The organism is Streptomyces sp. NPDC045695 (genome assembly GCF_056432025.1).
The window spans coordinates 497,385-512,399 of the sequence record NZ_JBWKJU010000003.1 but is presented as its reverse complement, the minus strand read 5'-3'; the positions used below and the strand labels follow the sequence as shown (position 1 = coordinate 512,399).

Sequence of the window (15,015 nt, the reverse complement as noted above, 5' to 3'; positions counted from 1 at the left end):
GCCGGTGGTTGCGGACATGGCTGGTCCCCCTGGGTGGTGGTCTTCGGTGCGGGCGGGCGTCTCCCAGCCTCGCACGGCGGACTAGGACGGGGCGCCGAAGCCGCCCGCCGTGGAGTTGACGGTGTCGGAGCCGGCGCCGCCGGGGCCGCCCTTGCGCAGGGAGGGCAGGTCGGCCTTGACCGTGTTGACCGGGATGGCGAAGCCGAGGCCGACGCTGCCCGCGCTGGAGCTGTCCTTGGAGGGGGAGTAGATCGCGGAGGGCATGCCCACGACCTCGCCGTTCATGTTGAAGAGGGCGCCGCCGGAGTTGCCGGGGTTCAGGGAGGCGTCCGTCTGGATGGCCTTGTACGAGGTGGTGTCCGAGCCGGGGTTCCCGTTGAACTGCCGGCCGTCGAAGGAGAACGGCCAGCCGCCGCCGTCCTGCTGGCGGCGCTGCGGGGCCTGCTGCTCCGACTTCGGCACGTTCACCTCGCGGTCCAGCGCGGACACGATGCCGCTGGTGACCGTGCCGGTGAGGCGGTCGGGGGAGCCGATGGCGACGACCTGGTCGCCGACCTTGACCTTGTCGGAGTCGCCGAGCCGGGCGGGGGTCAGGCCGCTCGCACCCTGGAGCTTGATCAGGGCGAGGTCCTTGTCGGGGTCGGTGCCGACGATCCCGGCCCGGTACTTCTTGCCGTCGCTCATCGTCACCTCGATCTCGGAGGCGCCGTTCACGACGTGGTTGTTGGTGACGATCTCGCCGTCGGCGGTGACGACGATGCCGGAGCCGGTGCCCTGGCCGGAGCCGGTGCGGGTGTCGATGCGGACGACGGAGGGGCCGGCCTGCTCGGCGACGCCGGAGACGGTGCCGGTGCTGGACTGCGAGACGTTGGTGCCGTTGAAGCCGCCGCCGACCGTGCCGCTCTGGTGGCCCATCAGCTGCTGGACGCCGGCCGCGGTGCCGCCGCCGATCACGGCCGCGGCGAGCGCGACGGCCGTCAGCAGCGCGACGGGCCGCTTGGCGCGGGGGGCGGGGGCGGCGGCATGGGCGGGCCCCCGGCCGTGCGAGCCGTCGCCCCCGCCGCCGACGGGCGGGTACGCGGGCGGCGGCGGGTACGGGGATGCCGCGGCGTCCTGGGTCGGGCGGTTCTGGGGGTACTCGCCTTCGCGGCGGAAGCTCTCGGTCATGACGACGACTCTGGGCGCCGAGTATGAGAGCTTCCTGAATCCGGCCTGAGAAGCCCGACAGAACCGCGTATGCCCGATATAAGGGCGGCCGGTGCCGGTGCCGGTGCGTGCGTGTACGTGTGCCGGTGCGGCGCCGTGGCCGGGGGCGCTGCCCCCGGACCCCCGCGCCTCAAACGCCGGCGAGGCTGGATTCGCCTAGCGGCAGCCGCAGGAGCGGCGGATCACCAGGGCCGACGGGAACTGCTTGAGCCGTTCGCGGCGGGAGCCGGCCACGCGCAGGGAGTCGTCCAGGACGAGGTCCACCGCCGCGCGGGCCATCGCCGGGCGGTCCGAGGCGATCGTGGTCAGGGGCGGGTCCGTGAGGGCCGCCTCCTTGACGTCGTCGAAGCCCGCCACGGCCAGTTCCCCGGGCACGTCGATGCGGAGCTCCCGCGCGGCGCGCAGGACGCCGATGGCCTGGTCGTCCGTGGCACAGAAGATCGCCGGGGGACGGTCCGGGCCGGACAGGACCTCCAGGGCCACGCGGTACGCGTCGTAGCGGTTGTACGGGGCCTCGAAGAGCCGGCCCTCCACCGAGCGGCCGGACTCCTGCATGGCCCGGCGCCAGCCCTCGACGTGGTCGGCCACCGGGTCGCCGACCGACGGGGTGTTCTCCACGCCGCCGATGCAGGCGACGTACTCGTGACCGTGTTCGAGCAGGTGCCGGGTCGCGAGCTGGGCGCCGCCGATGTCGTCCGTGATGACGGCGACGTCGTCGATGGCCTCGGGGCGCTCGTGCAGCAGCACGACGCGCGCGTCCCAGGCCTCGATCTCCGTGGCGGCGCGCTCGCTCATGCCCTGGCTGACCAGGATCAGCCCCGAGACCCGCATGCCGAGGAAGGCCCGCAGGTAGTGGACCTCGCGCTCGTCGCGGTAGTCGGAGTTGCCGACCAGCACCATCTTCCCGCGCTCGGCCGCGGCCTGTTCGACCGCGTGCGCCATCTCCGCGAAGAACGGCTGCCGGGCATCGGGGACGATCATGCCTATGAGGTCGGTGCGCCGTGAGGCCATCGCCTGGGCGACCCGGTCCGGGCGGTAGCCCAGATCCTTGATCGCGGCGAGGACACGCTCGCGCGTGGCCGGGGCGACCGGCCTGGGTCCGTTGTTGATGACGTAGCTCACGACGGCGGTAGAAGTACCCGCAAGTCGCGCTACGTCATCCCGCGTCACCTTGGCCACACGCGGGAGTCTACGCGGGGTGACCTACCTCTGGGCAGGGCGTACGGGGGAGTGGATGCTCACAGGATCTTCGGCCGACCGGGTGACGACGGCAGCGGCCTGGGCGGCCGCCTGGGCGGCGGCCTTCTGGGCCGCCTGGGCCGCGGCCTCCGCCGCCGCCCGCTCGACCTTCTCCGGGGTCACGAAGCGGTAGCCGACGTTGCGGACCGTGCCGATCAGCGACTCGTGCTCGGGGCCGAGCTTGGCGCGCAGCCGCCGTACGTGGACGTCGACCGTCCGGGTGCCGCCGAAGTAGTCGTAGCCCCAGACCTCCTGGAGGAGCTGCGCGCGGGTGAAGACCCGGCCCGGGTGCTGCGCGAGGTACTTGAGCAGCTCGAACTCCTTGAAGGTGAGGTCGAGCACCCGCCCCTTGAGCTTGGCGGAGTACGTCGCCTCGTCCACCGACAGGTCGCCGTTGCGGATCTCCATCGGGGAGTCGTCCGAGCCGAGCTGCTGGCGGCCGGTGGCCAGGCGCAGCCGCGCCTCCACCTCGGCCGGACCGGCGGTGTCCAGGAGTACGTCGTCGATGCCCCAGTCGGCGGTGACGGCCGCGAGGCCGCCCTCGGTGACGACCAGGATCAGGGGGCAGCCGGGCCCGGTGGAGCGCAGGAGCTGGCACAGCGAGCGCACCTGCGGCAGGTCGCGGCGGCCGTCGACGAGGATGACGTCGGCGCCCGGGGTGTCCACGAGGGCCGGGCCCTCGGCCGGGGCCACCCGGACGTTGTGCAGCAGCAGACCGAGTGCGGGCAGCACCTCGGTCGAGGGCTGCAGCGCGTTGGTGAGCAGCAGGAGAGAGCTCACGACCGACCACCTGCCCGGGTCGGACGGTGGTGCACGGTTCGCTGGTCCATCACGTCGGTTCCTCCTCGGTCCCGTCGAGGACGTGCGTGGTACTGCTTCGTACGATTCTCTGGCGCCTGTGCGGTCCCCGCGCCCTGGGGTCCGCATGGATACCACTGTTCTCGGTTCGTTCAACGTGCTGAAAGCACAAAAGGACCCGGGGGCAACGTTGCCCGGATCCTCTCGCCAGCAGAATAGCCCACCCGCCCTTTCCGGGCCGAGGCTTCTACGGCTTCCACTTCTGTGGTTCGTGCCACGCCCGCAACCCGCGTATGCCCCGGTTTCACCGGATCACCCGCCCGGACGGGCGCCGGGAGGGGCCATCATGGAGGCCGACGGTAGAGAGCCGACGAGGGGAGCAGCAGTGGCAACGGGAACCATCCGCTACTGGGCGGCGGCCAAGGCCGCGGCCAAGACGGCGGAGGAGCCGTACTCGGCGCACACGCTGGCCGAGGCGCTCGACGCCGTGCGCGAGCGTCACCCCGGGGAGCTGACCCGGGTGCTGCTGCGCTGCTCCTTCCTGGTCAATGACGAGCCTGTGGGCAAGCGCCCGCATGATTCCGTCCTGCTGAACGAAGGGGGCACCGTCGAGGTGCTCCCGCCGTTCGCGGGCGGGTGAGCGGGAGCCGATGAGCACGCCTGAGGAACAGCAGCGGTACGCGCAGCAGCAGGACCAGCACCAAGAGCAGCACCAGTACCAGCACCCCCAGCAGCAGCCACAGCAGTACCAGCAGCAGGATCCGTACGGGACCCAGACCTGGCAGTCCGACACCTGGGACACCAGCCACCAGCCGGTGCACCCGCCGCTGGGCGCGGTGCCGGGCCAGCCGGCGGCGCCGGAGGGCTGGTTCCGCGACGAGGCCTCCGTGCCCGCGGCTGCGGACGGCGGCGCGGGTGCCCCCTGGCCGGGCGGCCCGGCTCCGGCGCAGCCGCAGGCATTGGCCCCGGAGGGCTGGTTCCGCGACGAGAACGAGCAGCAGGCCCCGGCTCCCGCCCCGGCGCCGGGTCCCGCCCAAGGCTGGTCGCAGGGTGCCGGGATGCCCGCCGCGGCCGCCGAGACGGCCTACCTGGCCCCGTACCCCGGCCCTGATCATCAGCAGCAGGCCGCGGCGCCGTCCTCCGGCCGCCACGCGGCGGCCCCGGCCGAGGGCCGGGAGGCTGCCGTGCCCGAGGGCTGGTTCCGCGACGAGGTCTCCGCTCCCGCCGCGGCCCAGGACTGGTCGCAGGGTGCGGGAATGCCCGCCGCGGCCGCCGAGACGGCGTACCTGCCCCCCTACCCCGGTCCCGCGCAGCACTCGGCCCCGGCCGAGGAGACCGCCTACCTGCCGCCGGTGCCCGGCTTCGAGCAGCAGGCCCCGGCGCCGTCGCGCGGCCGCCACTCGGCCGCCCCGTCCCCGGCCGAGGCTCCGGCCCCCGGTGCCGCCTCCGCGGAGGAGACCGCGTACCTGCCGCCGTACCCCGGCTCCGCGCAGCAGCAGAGCGCCGTGCCCGAAGGCTGGCTCCGGGACGAGGTCCCGGCCGCGGCCCCGGCGCCCGCCCCCGCCGAGGAGACCGCCTACCTGCCGCCCTACCGGCCGGAGGCGGCGGCCGAACAGACCGCGTACCTCCCGCCCCAGTCGGCCGGCCCCGCCCCGGAAGCCCACGAAGCCCCGGAAGCCACCGCCGTCGCAGCGAGCACGGCCGGAGCGCCGGGAGCCGCGCCGGGCGCGGCGGCGGCCGAGTGGTCCCCGCCCACCCTCGCCGGCAACACCCTGCGCGCCGTCGACCCGGCCCAGGCCCGCGCCGAGGGCCGGTCGCCGATCATCGACCCCGGACCGCAGGCGGCCATACTGACCGCCGGCCTCGGGCTGCTGCTCGCCGTGGCCGCCGCGCTCGGGCCGTTCGCCCTGCTCGTCCCGCTGATCGTCCTCCAGGCGCTCACCGCGGCCGGCTGGTTCCGCCTCAACGGCATGTGGCCGGCCCGCCAGGGCATCGCCCTCGCCTTCGCCGGGGCGCTGGCCGCCGACGCGGCCGTGCTCGCCGTGGACGGTGCGTACGGCCCCGGCGCGATCGTCGGCACCCTCGGCGCCTGGGTGCCGCTCACCCTCGTCCTCCAGCTGCGCAGCCACGCGGACCCCGACGAGCGGATGTACGGCCTGATGGCCTCGGTGGCCTCGGCCGCCCTCGCGATCGTCTGCGCGGGCTACCTGGCGGCGGACCTGGCCGCCGTCACGGTCGGCGCGGCCGCCGTCGCGGTCGCCGTCTTCGCCCGCGCGCTGCCGCTGCCCACCGTCCCCTCGGTCGGCGTCTCGCTGGCCGCGGCCGCCGGCGCGGGCATCGCGGTCGGCGGGCTGACGTCCGTCGGCGTGGGCGGGGCCCTGCTCGGCCTGGTGGCCGGGGTGTGCGCGCTGATCGGGCTGCGGGTGGCGGCGTACGACTACCCGTCAAAGTTCGTGCACATGACGGCCGGTGTCGCCCTGCCGCTCGCGGCCGCCGCTCCCGCCGTGTACCTGATCGGCCGGGTGGTGGGCTGATCCCTGCCCGACGAGGAGCATGGTCAACTAGAACGCACGTACCGACTAGCTGGGGGAGGACACGTGCGTGCTCTGCGCATCGTTGTGATCATCGGAGTGGTGCTGGGGGCCGTATTCGTCGGCCTGGACCGCCTGGCGGTCACCTACGTCGAGGGCCGGCTGGCCGACCGGATCCAGGCCCGGCAGGGCCTGGGCGGCAGCTCCGAGGTGGAGATCCGCGGGTTCCCCTTCCTGACGCAGGCGCTCAGCCACGACCTGGAACGCGTCGACCTGAAGCTCCGCGGCGTCGACGTCATGGCGGACGGCCGCAAGACGCGGCTCTCGGAGCTCGACGCGAGCTTCCACGACGTGAAGCTGAACGGGGACTACGGCGGCGGCACCGCACGGCGGGCCGAGGGCACCGGCCTCATCACGTACGCGGACCTCACCGCGGCCTCGCAGACCGGCGCGACCCTGTCCTACGGCGGGGCGCCGGGCAAGGTGCGGGTCACCGCGGCGGTGGACGTCCTCGGCAAGACCCTGACGCGCCACGTGGTGTCCACCATCACCCTCGTGGACGCGCAGGACGGAAAGGGCGGCAAGCTCGTCCGGGTGCGTGCCGACGAGGTGCCGGGCGAGGGCATCCCCGGGGTCGAGAAGCTGATCCGCAAGAAGACCGACTTCGACCGCAGTCTCGACGGCGGCATGCCGGCCGGGCTCCAGCTCTCCTCCCTGACCTCGGACGAGACCGGCGTGCACCTCACTCTGGGCGGCTCGAACGTGGCGGTGGCCGGATCGTGAGACGGCGCGGTCCGATCCGCAGATGGGCGGGCCGCAGCACGGGTCCCGGGGGCGGCGCGGCGGCCGCCCGGGGCACTCGTATCCCAGTATTCGGACGATCCTGTCTCGGAATATGACACACCGGTGACAGGGCGGCTGATTCGTCCCTACGATCCATGGCTATGAAGCATCAGCAGGCGGACCTCACGAAGCGACGGGCAGTAGACCTGTGTCGCGTCGCCGCCATGCTCTGTCGATCCATGTGACCTGCGAGCGCATCCGCTCCATCAGCCCGGACGACGGCCCCACGGCCCTTCCCGCGTGATCCCATCCGCCTCCTGACTCCCTGACGCCTCCCCGTTCAGGATCTTGAGCCGCGCCCACGGGCACGCAGCACCGCAGCACCACCAGCACCGCCCCGCCGCACACTGCCCCGGAGGAGACACCATGAGCCGCAGCGACGTCCTCGTAGACGCCGACTGGGTCGAGGCCCACCTGAACGACGCGAACGTCGTCATCGTCGAGGTGGACGAGGACACGTCCGCCTACGACAAGAACCACATCACCAACGCCGTCCGGATCGACTGGAAGAGCGACCTCCAGGACCCGGTCCGCCGCGACTTCGTGGACCAGGAGGGCTTCGAGAAGCTCCTCTCCGCCAAGGGCATCTCCAACGACGACACCGTCGTCCTCTACGGAGGCAACAACAACTGGTTCGCGTCCTACGCCTACTGGTACTTCAAGCTCTACGGCCACCAGGACGTCAAGCTCCTCGACGGCGGCCGCAAGAAGTGGGAGCTCGACTCCCGCGACCTGGTCGACGGCACCGAGGTCCCCAACCGCCCGGCCACCCAGTACAAGGCCAAGCCGCAGGACACCTCCATCCGCGCCTTCCGCGACGACGTCGTGGCCGCGATCGGCTCCCTGAACCTGGTCGACGTGCGTTCGCCCGACGAGTTCTCCGGCAAGCTGCTCGCCCCGGCGCACCTCCCGCAGGAGCAGTCGCAGCGCCCCGGCCACGTGCCGAGCGCCCGCAACATCCCGTGGTCGAAGAACGCCAACGACGACGGCACCTTCAAGTCGGACGAGGAGCTGACCGCCCTCTACCAGGCCGAGCAGGTGGACCTGGCGAAGGACACCATCGCCTACTGCCGCATCGGTGAGCGCTCCGCGCTCACGTGGTTCGTGCTGCACGAGCTCCTGGGCCAGGAGAACGTCAAGAACTACGACGGCTCGTGGACCGAGTACGGCTCGCTCGTCGGCGTGCCGATCGAGCTCGGCCCCAACAAGTAACTCCGGGCACGCGACGCCCCGTAGGACGACCTCTCTAGGACAGGACAGAGAACATGTGTGGAGCACAGATCGGCGGGCCCGACCTCGCGACGCTCAAGCCCGGTGAGACCGCGATCCAGGGCCAGGTGACCAAGGACGGCGAGCCCGTCAGCGGTTACGTGCGGCTGCTGGACTCGACCGGCGAGTTCACGGCCGAGGTCCCGACCTCGGCGACCGGCCAGTTCCGCTTCTACGCCGCCACCGGCTCCTGGACGCTGCGGGCGCTGGTCCCGGGCGCCCAGGCGGACCGTGCCGTCGTGGTCGCCGAGGCCGGCGGCGTGACGGACGTGGCGATCGCGGTCTGAACACCGCACGCGACACCGCACGCGACACCGCACGCGGCGCTGCCCGCGTGATCGCCTGATTGATCGGCCGAAGGGCCGCACCCCCGGGGGTTGGACGCCACTGGATCGGGGTGCGGCCCTTCGCGCCGTCCGCCCGCGGTTCTACGCTGGAGGTATGTACGCCCGGCGTCGACGCGTCTACTTCCTCCTCATGGGCGGATGCCTCTTCCTCTTCGTCTCCGCCTGGTCCTTCGTGCGCCTGCTGTCGGTGGAGGCGGCGGTGGCCCTGTGCGTGGTCGCCATGGTCATCCCGCCGGTCGCCGCGATCGTCGCCAACCGGCGCGGGCCGGACGACCGCTGGTGGGACGACCCCTCGGGCGATCCGAAGTCCGACGAGTGGTGGGACGAACTGGACGGAAAGCGGCGGCGCGAGGACTGAAGCCCCGCCCCGGTCCAGCGATGACCCCGCGAGATAAGAATGTAATAAGCATTCATACAACTGCTGCCCCCCGAGGCGGGTCATGGGTACGCGCGGGTACACGATCTGCGCTCTCCAGTCCTGCGGGGGGACTCTCCTTTGGAACACGAACAGACCATCTCCGAACAGCGGAAAGAGGAGGAGACCTCACCTGCCGAAGCGCCGCGCCGCCGCCGGGGACGTACGACGCTCCTGATCGCGGGCATGGCCGTGCTCGGCGTGCTCGCCGGGACCGTCACCGGCTACGCGGTCCAGTACCACCGCGAGCCGACCGCGCTGCCGCCGCTGGCCCAGCAGAAGATGGCCGGGCCGAAGCCGGCTGCCGTGAACGACGCGACGAGCCGGCGCTCGATCAACGCCGCCCGCTGGCACAAGGCGGACGAGGACCTGGCCAAGAAGCTGCTGGACCTCCCCGGCGGTGCGCAGGACAGCTTCTCGGGCCCCGTGTCCACGGACACGTTCTCGGCGGACTACTTCCTCAAGCCCTCCCAGGCGGTCGGCTCGCTCATCAGGCAGGCCAAGTGCCTCGCCACCGCCCGGTGGTCCGAGAACGACCGGAACTACATCGAGATCAACCTGCTCCAGTTCCGCGACCGCGGGGGTGCCGACGACTTCTACACGGAGATCGTCGAGTACATGCCCGAGAAGGACCACGCGGGCAACACGGGCAAGGACCTCCCGGGCGCTCCGGCGGACTTCGGGCACCTGTGGATCGACTCCAAGGCGCATGAGGAGGCCGGTTACCACCCGGTGCGGCAGGGTCGCGCCGTGGTGCGGCGCGGCGACATCGTCATGAGCATCGAGTACACGAACAACCGCGGCGAAGTCGACGAGAAGGCCCTGACCGAGCTGGCCCAGCGACAGATGGAGCGGCTGTGAGCGAGCAGCAGAACGCAACCGGGCCCGAGGCGGCGCCCGCCCCCGCAGTGGCGGCCGAGCCCGCAGTGGCGCCCGCACCCGCAGTGGCGCCCGCACCCGCAGTGGCGGCCGAGCCCGCGGTCGAGCCCGTGCGCAAGAGGAACCGCAGGACGCTCGCGCTGGTCTCGGCGGCCGTGGGCGTCGTCGTCCTCGTGGGCGGCGGTGTCGCCGGCGCGGCCGCGCTGGCGGACGCCGACCGGAGTGCGCCGACGCGGTACTGGGTGGCCGAGGACCACACGACCGGCGGCACGCCGGCCCCGGTCCCGTCCGTGCCGCCCAACGAGCTGACGGGCAAGCTGATGCCGATGCCGGTCGGCTACTGGCCCGGTCCCGACCTCGACCCCGAGGGCAACCACTACTACCTCCCGAGCGACAAGGCGCTGCAGAGCTTCACGGGCGCCCGTACGGGCCTCTCCAGCAGCGAGCGTGCCGAACGGGACAAGTCGCTGGCGGACCTGAAGCTCAAGGGCATGGCCGGGCGCAGCTACGCCCGCGGCGAGGGCTCCGGCGGAGCGGTCGCCGAGATCCGGCTCATCCAGGCCGATCCGAAGCAGCTGGCCACGTTCGCCGAGTTCGCCAAGAAGCTCATCGAGCTCACCGCCGCCGGCGGCGAGGCCCCCCAGGTGGAGGGCCACCCGCAGGCCAAGTGCGGGCTGGACGACTCGCTCAAGGGCGGGAAGGACGGCAAGGAGAAGATCGACGCCCTCGACTGCGTGGCCGTCGAGGGGGACGTCCTCGTGACCTTCCGCATGTACGGGAGCAAGGGATTCGCGGTGAAGGACGCCGCGAGCCTGTTCAAGCAGCAACTCGACCACCTCAAGTCCCCCGGGGAGTCCGCGTGAGCGAGCAGAACACCACCGCCCCCGAGGCCGAGCCCGAGGCGGTGACCGCGCCCGCGCCGCAGGCCGAGGCCGCAGCGGCACCCGTGCCCGAGGCGGCGCCCGAGGCCGCAGCGGCACCCGTGCCCGAGGCGGCGCCCGAGGCCGCAGCGGCACCCGTGCCCGAAGCGGCGCCCGAGGCCGCAGCGGCACCCGTGCCCGAAGCGGAGCCCGTGCCCGAAGCGGCGCCCGAGGCCGCAGCCGCCCCCGCGCCCGTCGTCGAGGCGGCGGCCCCGCCCAAGGACCGGCGGGCACTGCGCGCCGCCCTGCGCTGGACCGCCGCCGTCGCCGTCTTCGCCGCGGTCGGCGCCGGGGTCGCGTACGGGATCACGGTGCCGGAGCGCACCGACCTCCCCGGCCTGTCCACCGAGGGCGACGGCCGCTGGACGTTCCCGGAGCTCTCCCGGCCCGCGCTGCCCGCCGGCGCCCCTCTGCCCCAGGGCCCGGACAACAAGGACGGCACGCACTACGCGCAGCTCACCGGCCTGCTCCTGCCCGCTCCCCAGGGCGCCAAGGCCGACGAGGCGGTCAAGGCCGACAAGGACGGGACGGTGCCGGTCGACTCCTTCCTGGACGAGTACGCGCCCGAAGCCCGCGAGAAGCTCAAGACCTCCCTCGAATGGGACGGGCTGCGGCAGATCGTCGGCCGGGGCTGGACGACGCCGGACGGCACGCGTACGCACGTCTACCTGCTTCGCTTCCACTCGTCGGGCTTCGTGGACGCCTTCAAGGGCTGCGACACCAACGCCCAGCTGAACGGCGTCTCGGCCCTGGACCTCGACGACGTCTGGAGCAAGGCCAAGAACACCCAGATGAACAGCACCACGCTGGACTTCGCCGGGGCCGCCAACTTCGACGGCACCGACCTCAGCGTGTACCAGGAGATGAAGCCCGTCACCGGCGAGGAGCAGACCAAGGTCGGCTGCCTCCGGACGGGTGACGTCCTGGGCGTGGTCCTCCAGACCCGCAAGGGCGAGGTGGCGCCCGTCCCCTTCCACCAGACGGTGATCCTGCAGAGCCAGCTGCTGAGCTGACCACCGGACGGGCTCCGGCCCGGTCCGGGGGTGGTACGGCCCACCTCACACAGTGCTCCGGTCCCCGGGCCAGTAGGCTTGGGGACCGGCCCGTACCCCCGAACGAATTCCGAGGAGCACCCCGTGCTTGAGGCAGTCTTCACCTCCCTGCTGGTCCTGGTCTGCGTCGGCGTGATGGCCTTCACCGGCCTGGCCGTCAAGAAGCTGTACCAGGGTCAGCGCTGAGCCTCGGCCCAGCAGACCGCCCCGGAACCCCTCCCACAGAGCCTGAGCAGCCATTCATGATCCAGATCCCGTCCGACCTGAACCCGGGCCTCGTCCCCCTCGCCTTCCTCCTCGGCAACTGGGAGGGTGCGGGCGTCTTCGACTTCCCGGGCGAGGAGAAGTGCAACTTCGGCCAGGAGGTCGTCTTCAGCCACGACGGCCGGGACTTCCTGCAGTACACCTCCCACACCTGGGTCCTCGACGCCGAGGGCAAGAAGGTGCGGCCGCTGGAGTCCGAGTCGGGTTACTGGCGCATCGACAAGGACCGCAAGGTCGAGATCGTCATGGTCCGCGACCAGGGCGTCGTCGAGGTCTGGTACGGCGAGCTCGCCGACCAGAAGCCGCAGATCGACCTGGTCACGGACGCGGTCGCCCGTACCGCGGCCTCCGGCCCGTACAGCGGCGGCAAGCGGCTCTACGGCTACGTGAAGAGCGACCTCATGTGGGTCGGCGAGAAGGCCACCCCGGACGTCGAGCTCCGTCCGTACATGTCGGCGCAGCTCAAGAAGGTCGTCACGCCCGAGGAGGTCGCCGAGATGGCGCGCAACCTCCCGGACATGCCGGACGACGGCATCGCCTTCTTCCGCTGAGCCGTCCATGGGCTGAGCCGTCCACAGGCTGTGCACGGAGGGGATCACGGGCGAGCCGCCCGAGGTCCCCTTCCCGCGCTTAGACTGGCCGGGTGGTGAGCACCGAGAGCACCGAAGGCACCGACTGGAAGACCGACCTGCGGCAGCGCGGCTACCGGCTGACACCGCAGCGCCAGCTTGTGCTGGAGGCGGTCGACGCACTGGAGCACGCCACCCCGGACGAGATCCTCGCGCAGGTGCGCAAGACGGCCTCCGGGGTCAACATCTCCACGGTCTACCGCACCCTGGAGCTCCTGGAGGAGCTCAAGCTGGTCTCGCACGCCCACCTCGGGCACGGGGCCCCCACGTACCACCTCGCCGACCGCCACCACCACATCCACCTGGTGTGCCGCGACTGCGAGGACGTCATCGAGGCGGACGTGGACATCGCCGCCGAGTTCACGGCGAAACTGCGGGCCACCTTCGGCTTCGAGACCGACATGAAGCACTTCGCGATCTTCGGCCGGTGCGCCGGGTGCTCCGCGAAGCACCGTGACGGCACGGCGTAGCCGAGTCGTACGCTTGGTCCCATGACCAGCAGCCCCTTGCTCCATCTCCCCGGCGCCGTGCAGGCCGAAGGCCGCGACGAGGGCGTCGCCGCCCACTACGGCGAGCTGTACGGCGAACAGCGCGCCCTCGCGGACGGGCGCGGCTTCGTCGACCTCTCGCACCGCGGAGTCGTCACCGTCTCCGGACCGGAGCGGCTGAGCTGGCTGCACCTGCTGCTCACCCAGCACGTCACCGAGCTGCCGGCCGGGCAGGCCACCGAAGCGCTGATCCTCTCCGCCAACGGCCACATCGAGCACGCGCTCTACCTCGTCGACGACGGCGAGACCACGTGGGCGCACGTGGAGCCCGGCACCCAGGGGGAGCTGATCGCCTACCTGGAGGCCATGAAGTTCTTCTACCGCGTCGAAGTCGCCGACCGCACCGCCGAGTTCGCGGTCGTGCACCTGCCGGCCGGCTCCATCGCCGAGGTCGCGAAGGAGCTCGTCGTACGCGAGACCGCGCACGGCCGTGAGGTCTTCCTGCCCCGCGCCGAGCTGGAGTCCTTCGCCGCCTCGCACGGCCCGGCCGCGGGCCTCCTCGCCTACGAGGCCCTGCGCGTGGAGGCGCACCGGCCGCGGCTCGGCCTGGAGACCGACCACCGGACCATCCCGCACGAGCTGGGCTGGATCGGCACCGCCGTGCACCTCCAGAAGGGCTGCTACCGCGGCCAGGAGACGGTGGCCCGCGTGCACAACCTGGGCAAGCCCCCGCGCCGCCTGGTCTTCCTGCACCTGGACGGCTCGGAGGTGGTCCTCCCGGCGCACGGCGCCCCGGTCCGGCTCGCCGCCGACGGGGAGGAGGGCCGCCAGCTGGGCTTCGTGACCACCGCCGTCCGCCACCACGAGCTGGGGCCGATCGCCCTCGCGCTGGTCAAGCGGAACGTGCCGGTCGACGCCCCGCTGCTGGCCGGCAAGACGGCCGCGGCACAGGAGGTCGTCGTAGCGCCCTAGCCGACGCCAGACGTCGTCAGATGTCGATGACGATGGTGAACGGGCCGTGGTTGGTCAGCGAGACCCGCATCTGCGCGCCGAACCGGCCCGTCTCCACCGTCGCGCCCAGCTCGCGCAGCTGCGCCACGACCTCGTCCACCAGCGGCTCGGCCACCGGGCCGGGCGCCGCCGCGTTCCACGTGGGGCGACGGCCCTTGCGGGCGTCCCCGTACAGCGTGAACTGGGAGATCACCAGCAGGGGGGCGTTCACGTCGCTGCACGACTTCTCGCCCTCCAGGATCCGCACCGACCAGAGCTTGCGCGCCAGCAGCGCCGCCTTCTCCGGTGTGTCGTCGTGGGTCACCCCCACCAGTACGCACAGTCCCTCGCCGACGATCTCGCCCACGGTCTCGCCGCCGACGACGACGGACGCGCCGTCCACCCTCTGCACCACTGCTCGCATACCACCTGTGTACCAGGCTTGCATCCGTCCGGGGCCGATCGGGTGGAGTGGGACTGCATCGGGGCCACGGAGAGTGGCACGATGCACGCAGGCGGTGCGGGTGCGCCGCACCGGTCGAGGGGACGGACTCGTTCGCATGAATACTTCTGGTACCTCCGTACCTGCATCACCCGCTTCCGTCGCAGCTGCCGCGGTACGACCGCCCGCGCAGCGCACGGCCGAAGCCCTTGAGGCGGTGACACCGACCGCCGCGCTCGGACTGCCGGAGCTGCGCGCGCTGCGCCGCGACGCGCAGCGCGACGAGGCCGATCTGAGCTACGTCCGCAGAATCCTCCAGGGCCGCATCGACATCCTGCGCGCCGAACTCGCCCGGCGGACCGATCCCGAGACGCCGGTGGTGGACCGGCTCTCGGTGATCCTCGCCGACGCCCCCTCCAGCCGCAGTGCCTCGGCCCGGCACGTCACGCTCGGCACCCCGCACAGCGAGGAGTACCGGCTGCTGGCGTCGGAGATGCTCTCCGACGTGGAGCTCTCGGACCTGGACGCCCGCACGGACGCTGAGCTGCACGAGGGGATGGCGCGGCTGGTGCACTACGAGCAGCAGGTCTCGCGGCGCAGGCAGCAGCTCCAGCGCACGGCGGACGACTGCACCGCGGAGATCACCCGGCGCTACCGGGACGGCGAGGCGCAGGTGGACGACCTGCTGGTCTGAGCGGGTGGG

At 72.3% G+C, this 15,015-nt stretch carries 18 protein-coding genes; 14 read left to right on the top strand and 4 right to left on the bottom strand.

The features are described 5' to 3' along the window. Positions 1-81: 81 nt before the first annotated feature. From AC07DU_RS08750 to AC07DU_RS08740, 3 genes are all read right to left on the bottom strand, one after another. Complete coding sequence (locus AC07DU_RS08750; protein WP_479110389.1) at positions 82-1,167, bottom strand: S1C family serine protease; 1,086 nt, start codon at positions 1,165-1,167, stop codon at positions 82-84. A 195-nt stretch (positions 1,168-1,362) separates the two neighbouring features. Beyond that, positions 1,363-2,385 (bottom strand): LacI family DNA-binding transcriptional regulator, encoded by a 1,023-nt coding sequence (locus tag AC07DU_RS08745; protein ID WP_360894303.1) that lies wholly within the window; start codon positions 2,383-2,385, stop codon positions 1,363-1,365. A 24-nt stretch (positions 2,386-2,409) separates the two neighbouring features. Further along, positions 2,410-3,225: a response regulator transcription factor gene (locus AC07DU_RS08740; RefSeq protein ID WP_360894300.1), complete on the bottom strand. Its 816-nt coding sequence runs from the start codon at positions 3,223-3,225 to the stop codon at positions 2,410-2,412. Positions 3,226-3,628: 403 nt separating this feature from the next. Here AC07DU_RS08740 and AC07DU_RS08735 point away from each other — a divergent pair, with 403 nt between their 5' ends. The 13 genes from AC07DU_RS08735 (at position 3,629) to ygfZ (ending at position 13,852) form a co-directional block, all read left to right on the top strand. After that, positions 3,629-3,883, top strand: a complete 255-nt coding sequence (locus AC07DU_RS08735) for a MoaD/ThiS family protein (protein ID WP_479110386.1) — start codon at positions 3,629-3,631, stop codon at positions 3,881-3,883. A gap of 616 nt (positions 3,884-4,499) precedes the next feature. Further along, complete coding sequence (locus AC07DU_RS08730) at positions 4,500-5,777, top strand: hypothetical protein (RefSeq protein WP_479110443.1); 1,278 nt, start codon at positions 4,500-4,502, stop codon at positions 5,775-5,777. A 63-nt stretch (positions 5,778-5,840) separates the two neighbouring features. Then, entirely contained in the window at positions 5,841-6,557 is a 717-nt protein-coding gene (locus tag AC07DU_RS08725; RefSeq protein WP_360894294.1) for an LmeA family phospholipid-binding protein, read from the top strand. A 155-nt stretch (positions 6,558-6,712) separates the two neighbouring features. Further along, positions 6,713-6,802 carry an Ms5788A family Cys-rich leader peptide gene (locus tag AC07DU_RS08720; protein WP_350875872.1) on the top strand — a complete coding sequence of 30 codons (90 nt, stop codon included), beginning with the start codon at positions 6,713-6,715 and terminating at the stop codon, positions 6,800-6,802. Positions 6,803-6,983: 181 nt separating this feature from the next. Continuing rightward, complete coding sequence (locus AC07DU_RS08715) at positions 6,984-7,829, top strand: sulfurtransferase (protein ID WP_360894291.1); 846 nt, start codon at positions 6,984-6,986, stop codon at positions 7,827-7,829. 53 nt (positions 7,830-7,882) lie between these two features. Then, positions 7,883-8,173, top strand: coding sequence for a DUF1416 domain-containing protein (locus AC07DU_RS08710; protein WP_030030422.1), 291 nt, complete (start codon positions 7,883-7,885; stop codon positions 8,171-8,173). Between the two features lie 154 nt (positions 8,174-8,327). Then, the gene (locus AC07DU_RS08705) at positions 8,328-8,591 is read left to right on the top strand and encodes a DUF3099 domain-containing protein (RefSeq protein WP_360894288.1); all 264 of its coding nucleotides are present in this window, start codon (positions 8,328-8,330) and stop codon (positions 8,589-8,591) included. Between the two features lie 138 nt (positions 8,592-8,729). Beyond that, a complete protein-coding gene (locus AC07DU_RS08700; protein WP_479110384.1) occupies positions 8,730-9,509 on the top strand; it encodes a hypothetical protein in 780 nt (259 codons plus the stop codon). Further along, positions 9,506-10,390 carry a hypothetical protein gene (locus AC07DU_RS08695; RefSeq protein ID WP_479110382.1) on the top strand — a complete coding sequence of 295 codons (885 nt, stop codon included), beginning with the start codon at positions 9,506-9,508 and terminating at the stop codon, positions 10,388-10,390. Before AC07DU_RS08700 ends, AC07DU_RS08695 begins: the two co-directional genes overlap by 4 nt. Continuing rightward, positions 10,387-11,460, top strand: a complete 1,074-nt coding sequence (locus AC07DU_RS08690; RefSeq protein ID WP_479110380.1) for a hypothetical protein — start codon at positions 10,387-10,389, stop codon at positions 11,458-11,460. The genes AC07DU_RS08695 and AC07DU_RS08690 overlap by 4 nt, the downstream gene beginning before the upstream one ends. Positions 11,461-11,741: 281 nt before the next feature. Beyond that, on the top strand, positions 11,742-12,314 hold the full coding sequence (locus tag AC07DU_RS08685; RefSeq protein WP_360894276.1) for a heme-binding beta-barrel domain-containing protein: 573 nt from the start codon (positions 11,742-11,744) through the stop codon (positions 12,312-12,314). Positions 12,315-12,406: 92 nt separating this feature from the next. Then, positions 12,407-12,862: a Fur family transcriptional regulator gene (locus AC07DU_RS08680; RefSeq protein WP_360894273.1), complete on the top strand. Its 456-nt coding sequence runs from the start codon at positions 12,407-12,409 to the stop codon at positions 12,860-12,862. 21 nt (positions 12,863-12,883) lie between these two features. Next, a complete protein-coding gene (ygfZ, locus tag AC07DU_RS08675; protein ID WP_360894270.1) occupies positions 12,884-13,852 on the top strand; it encodes a CAF17-like 4Fe-4S cluster assembly/insertion protein YgfZ in 969 nt (322 codons plus the stop codon). A 16-nt stretch (positions 13,853-13,868) separates the two neighbouring features. Here ygfZ and dtd read toward each other — a convergent pair whose 3' ends face one another. After that, the gene (dtd, locus tag AC07DU_RS08670) at positions 13,869-14,294 is read right to left on the bottom strand and encodes a D-aminoacyl-tRNA deacylase (RefSeq protein ID WP_360894267.1); all 426 of its coding nucleotides are present in this window, start codon (positions 14,292-14,294) and stop codon (positions 13,869-13,871) included. Positions 14,295-14,430: 136 nt separating this feature from the next. Between dtd and AC07DU_RS08665 the strand changes: the two genes are divergently transcribed. Further along, positions 14,431-15,006, top strand: a complete 576-nt coding sequence (locus AC07DU_RS08665; RefSeq protein ID WP_479038227.1) for an RsiG family protein — start codon at positions 14,431-14,433, stop codon at positions 15,004-15,006. The last annotated feature ends 9 nt before the right edge of the window (positions 15,007-15,015 follow it).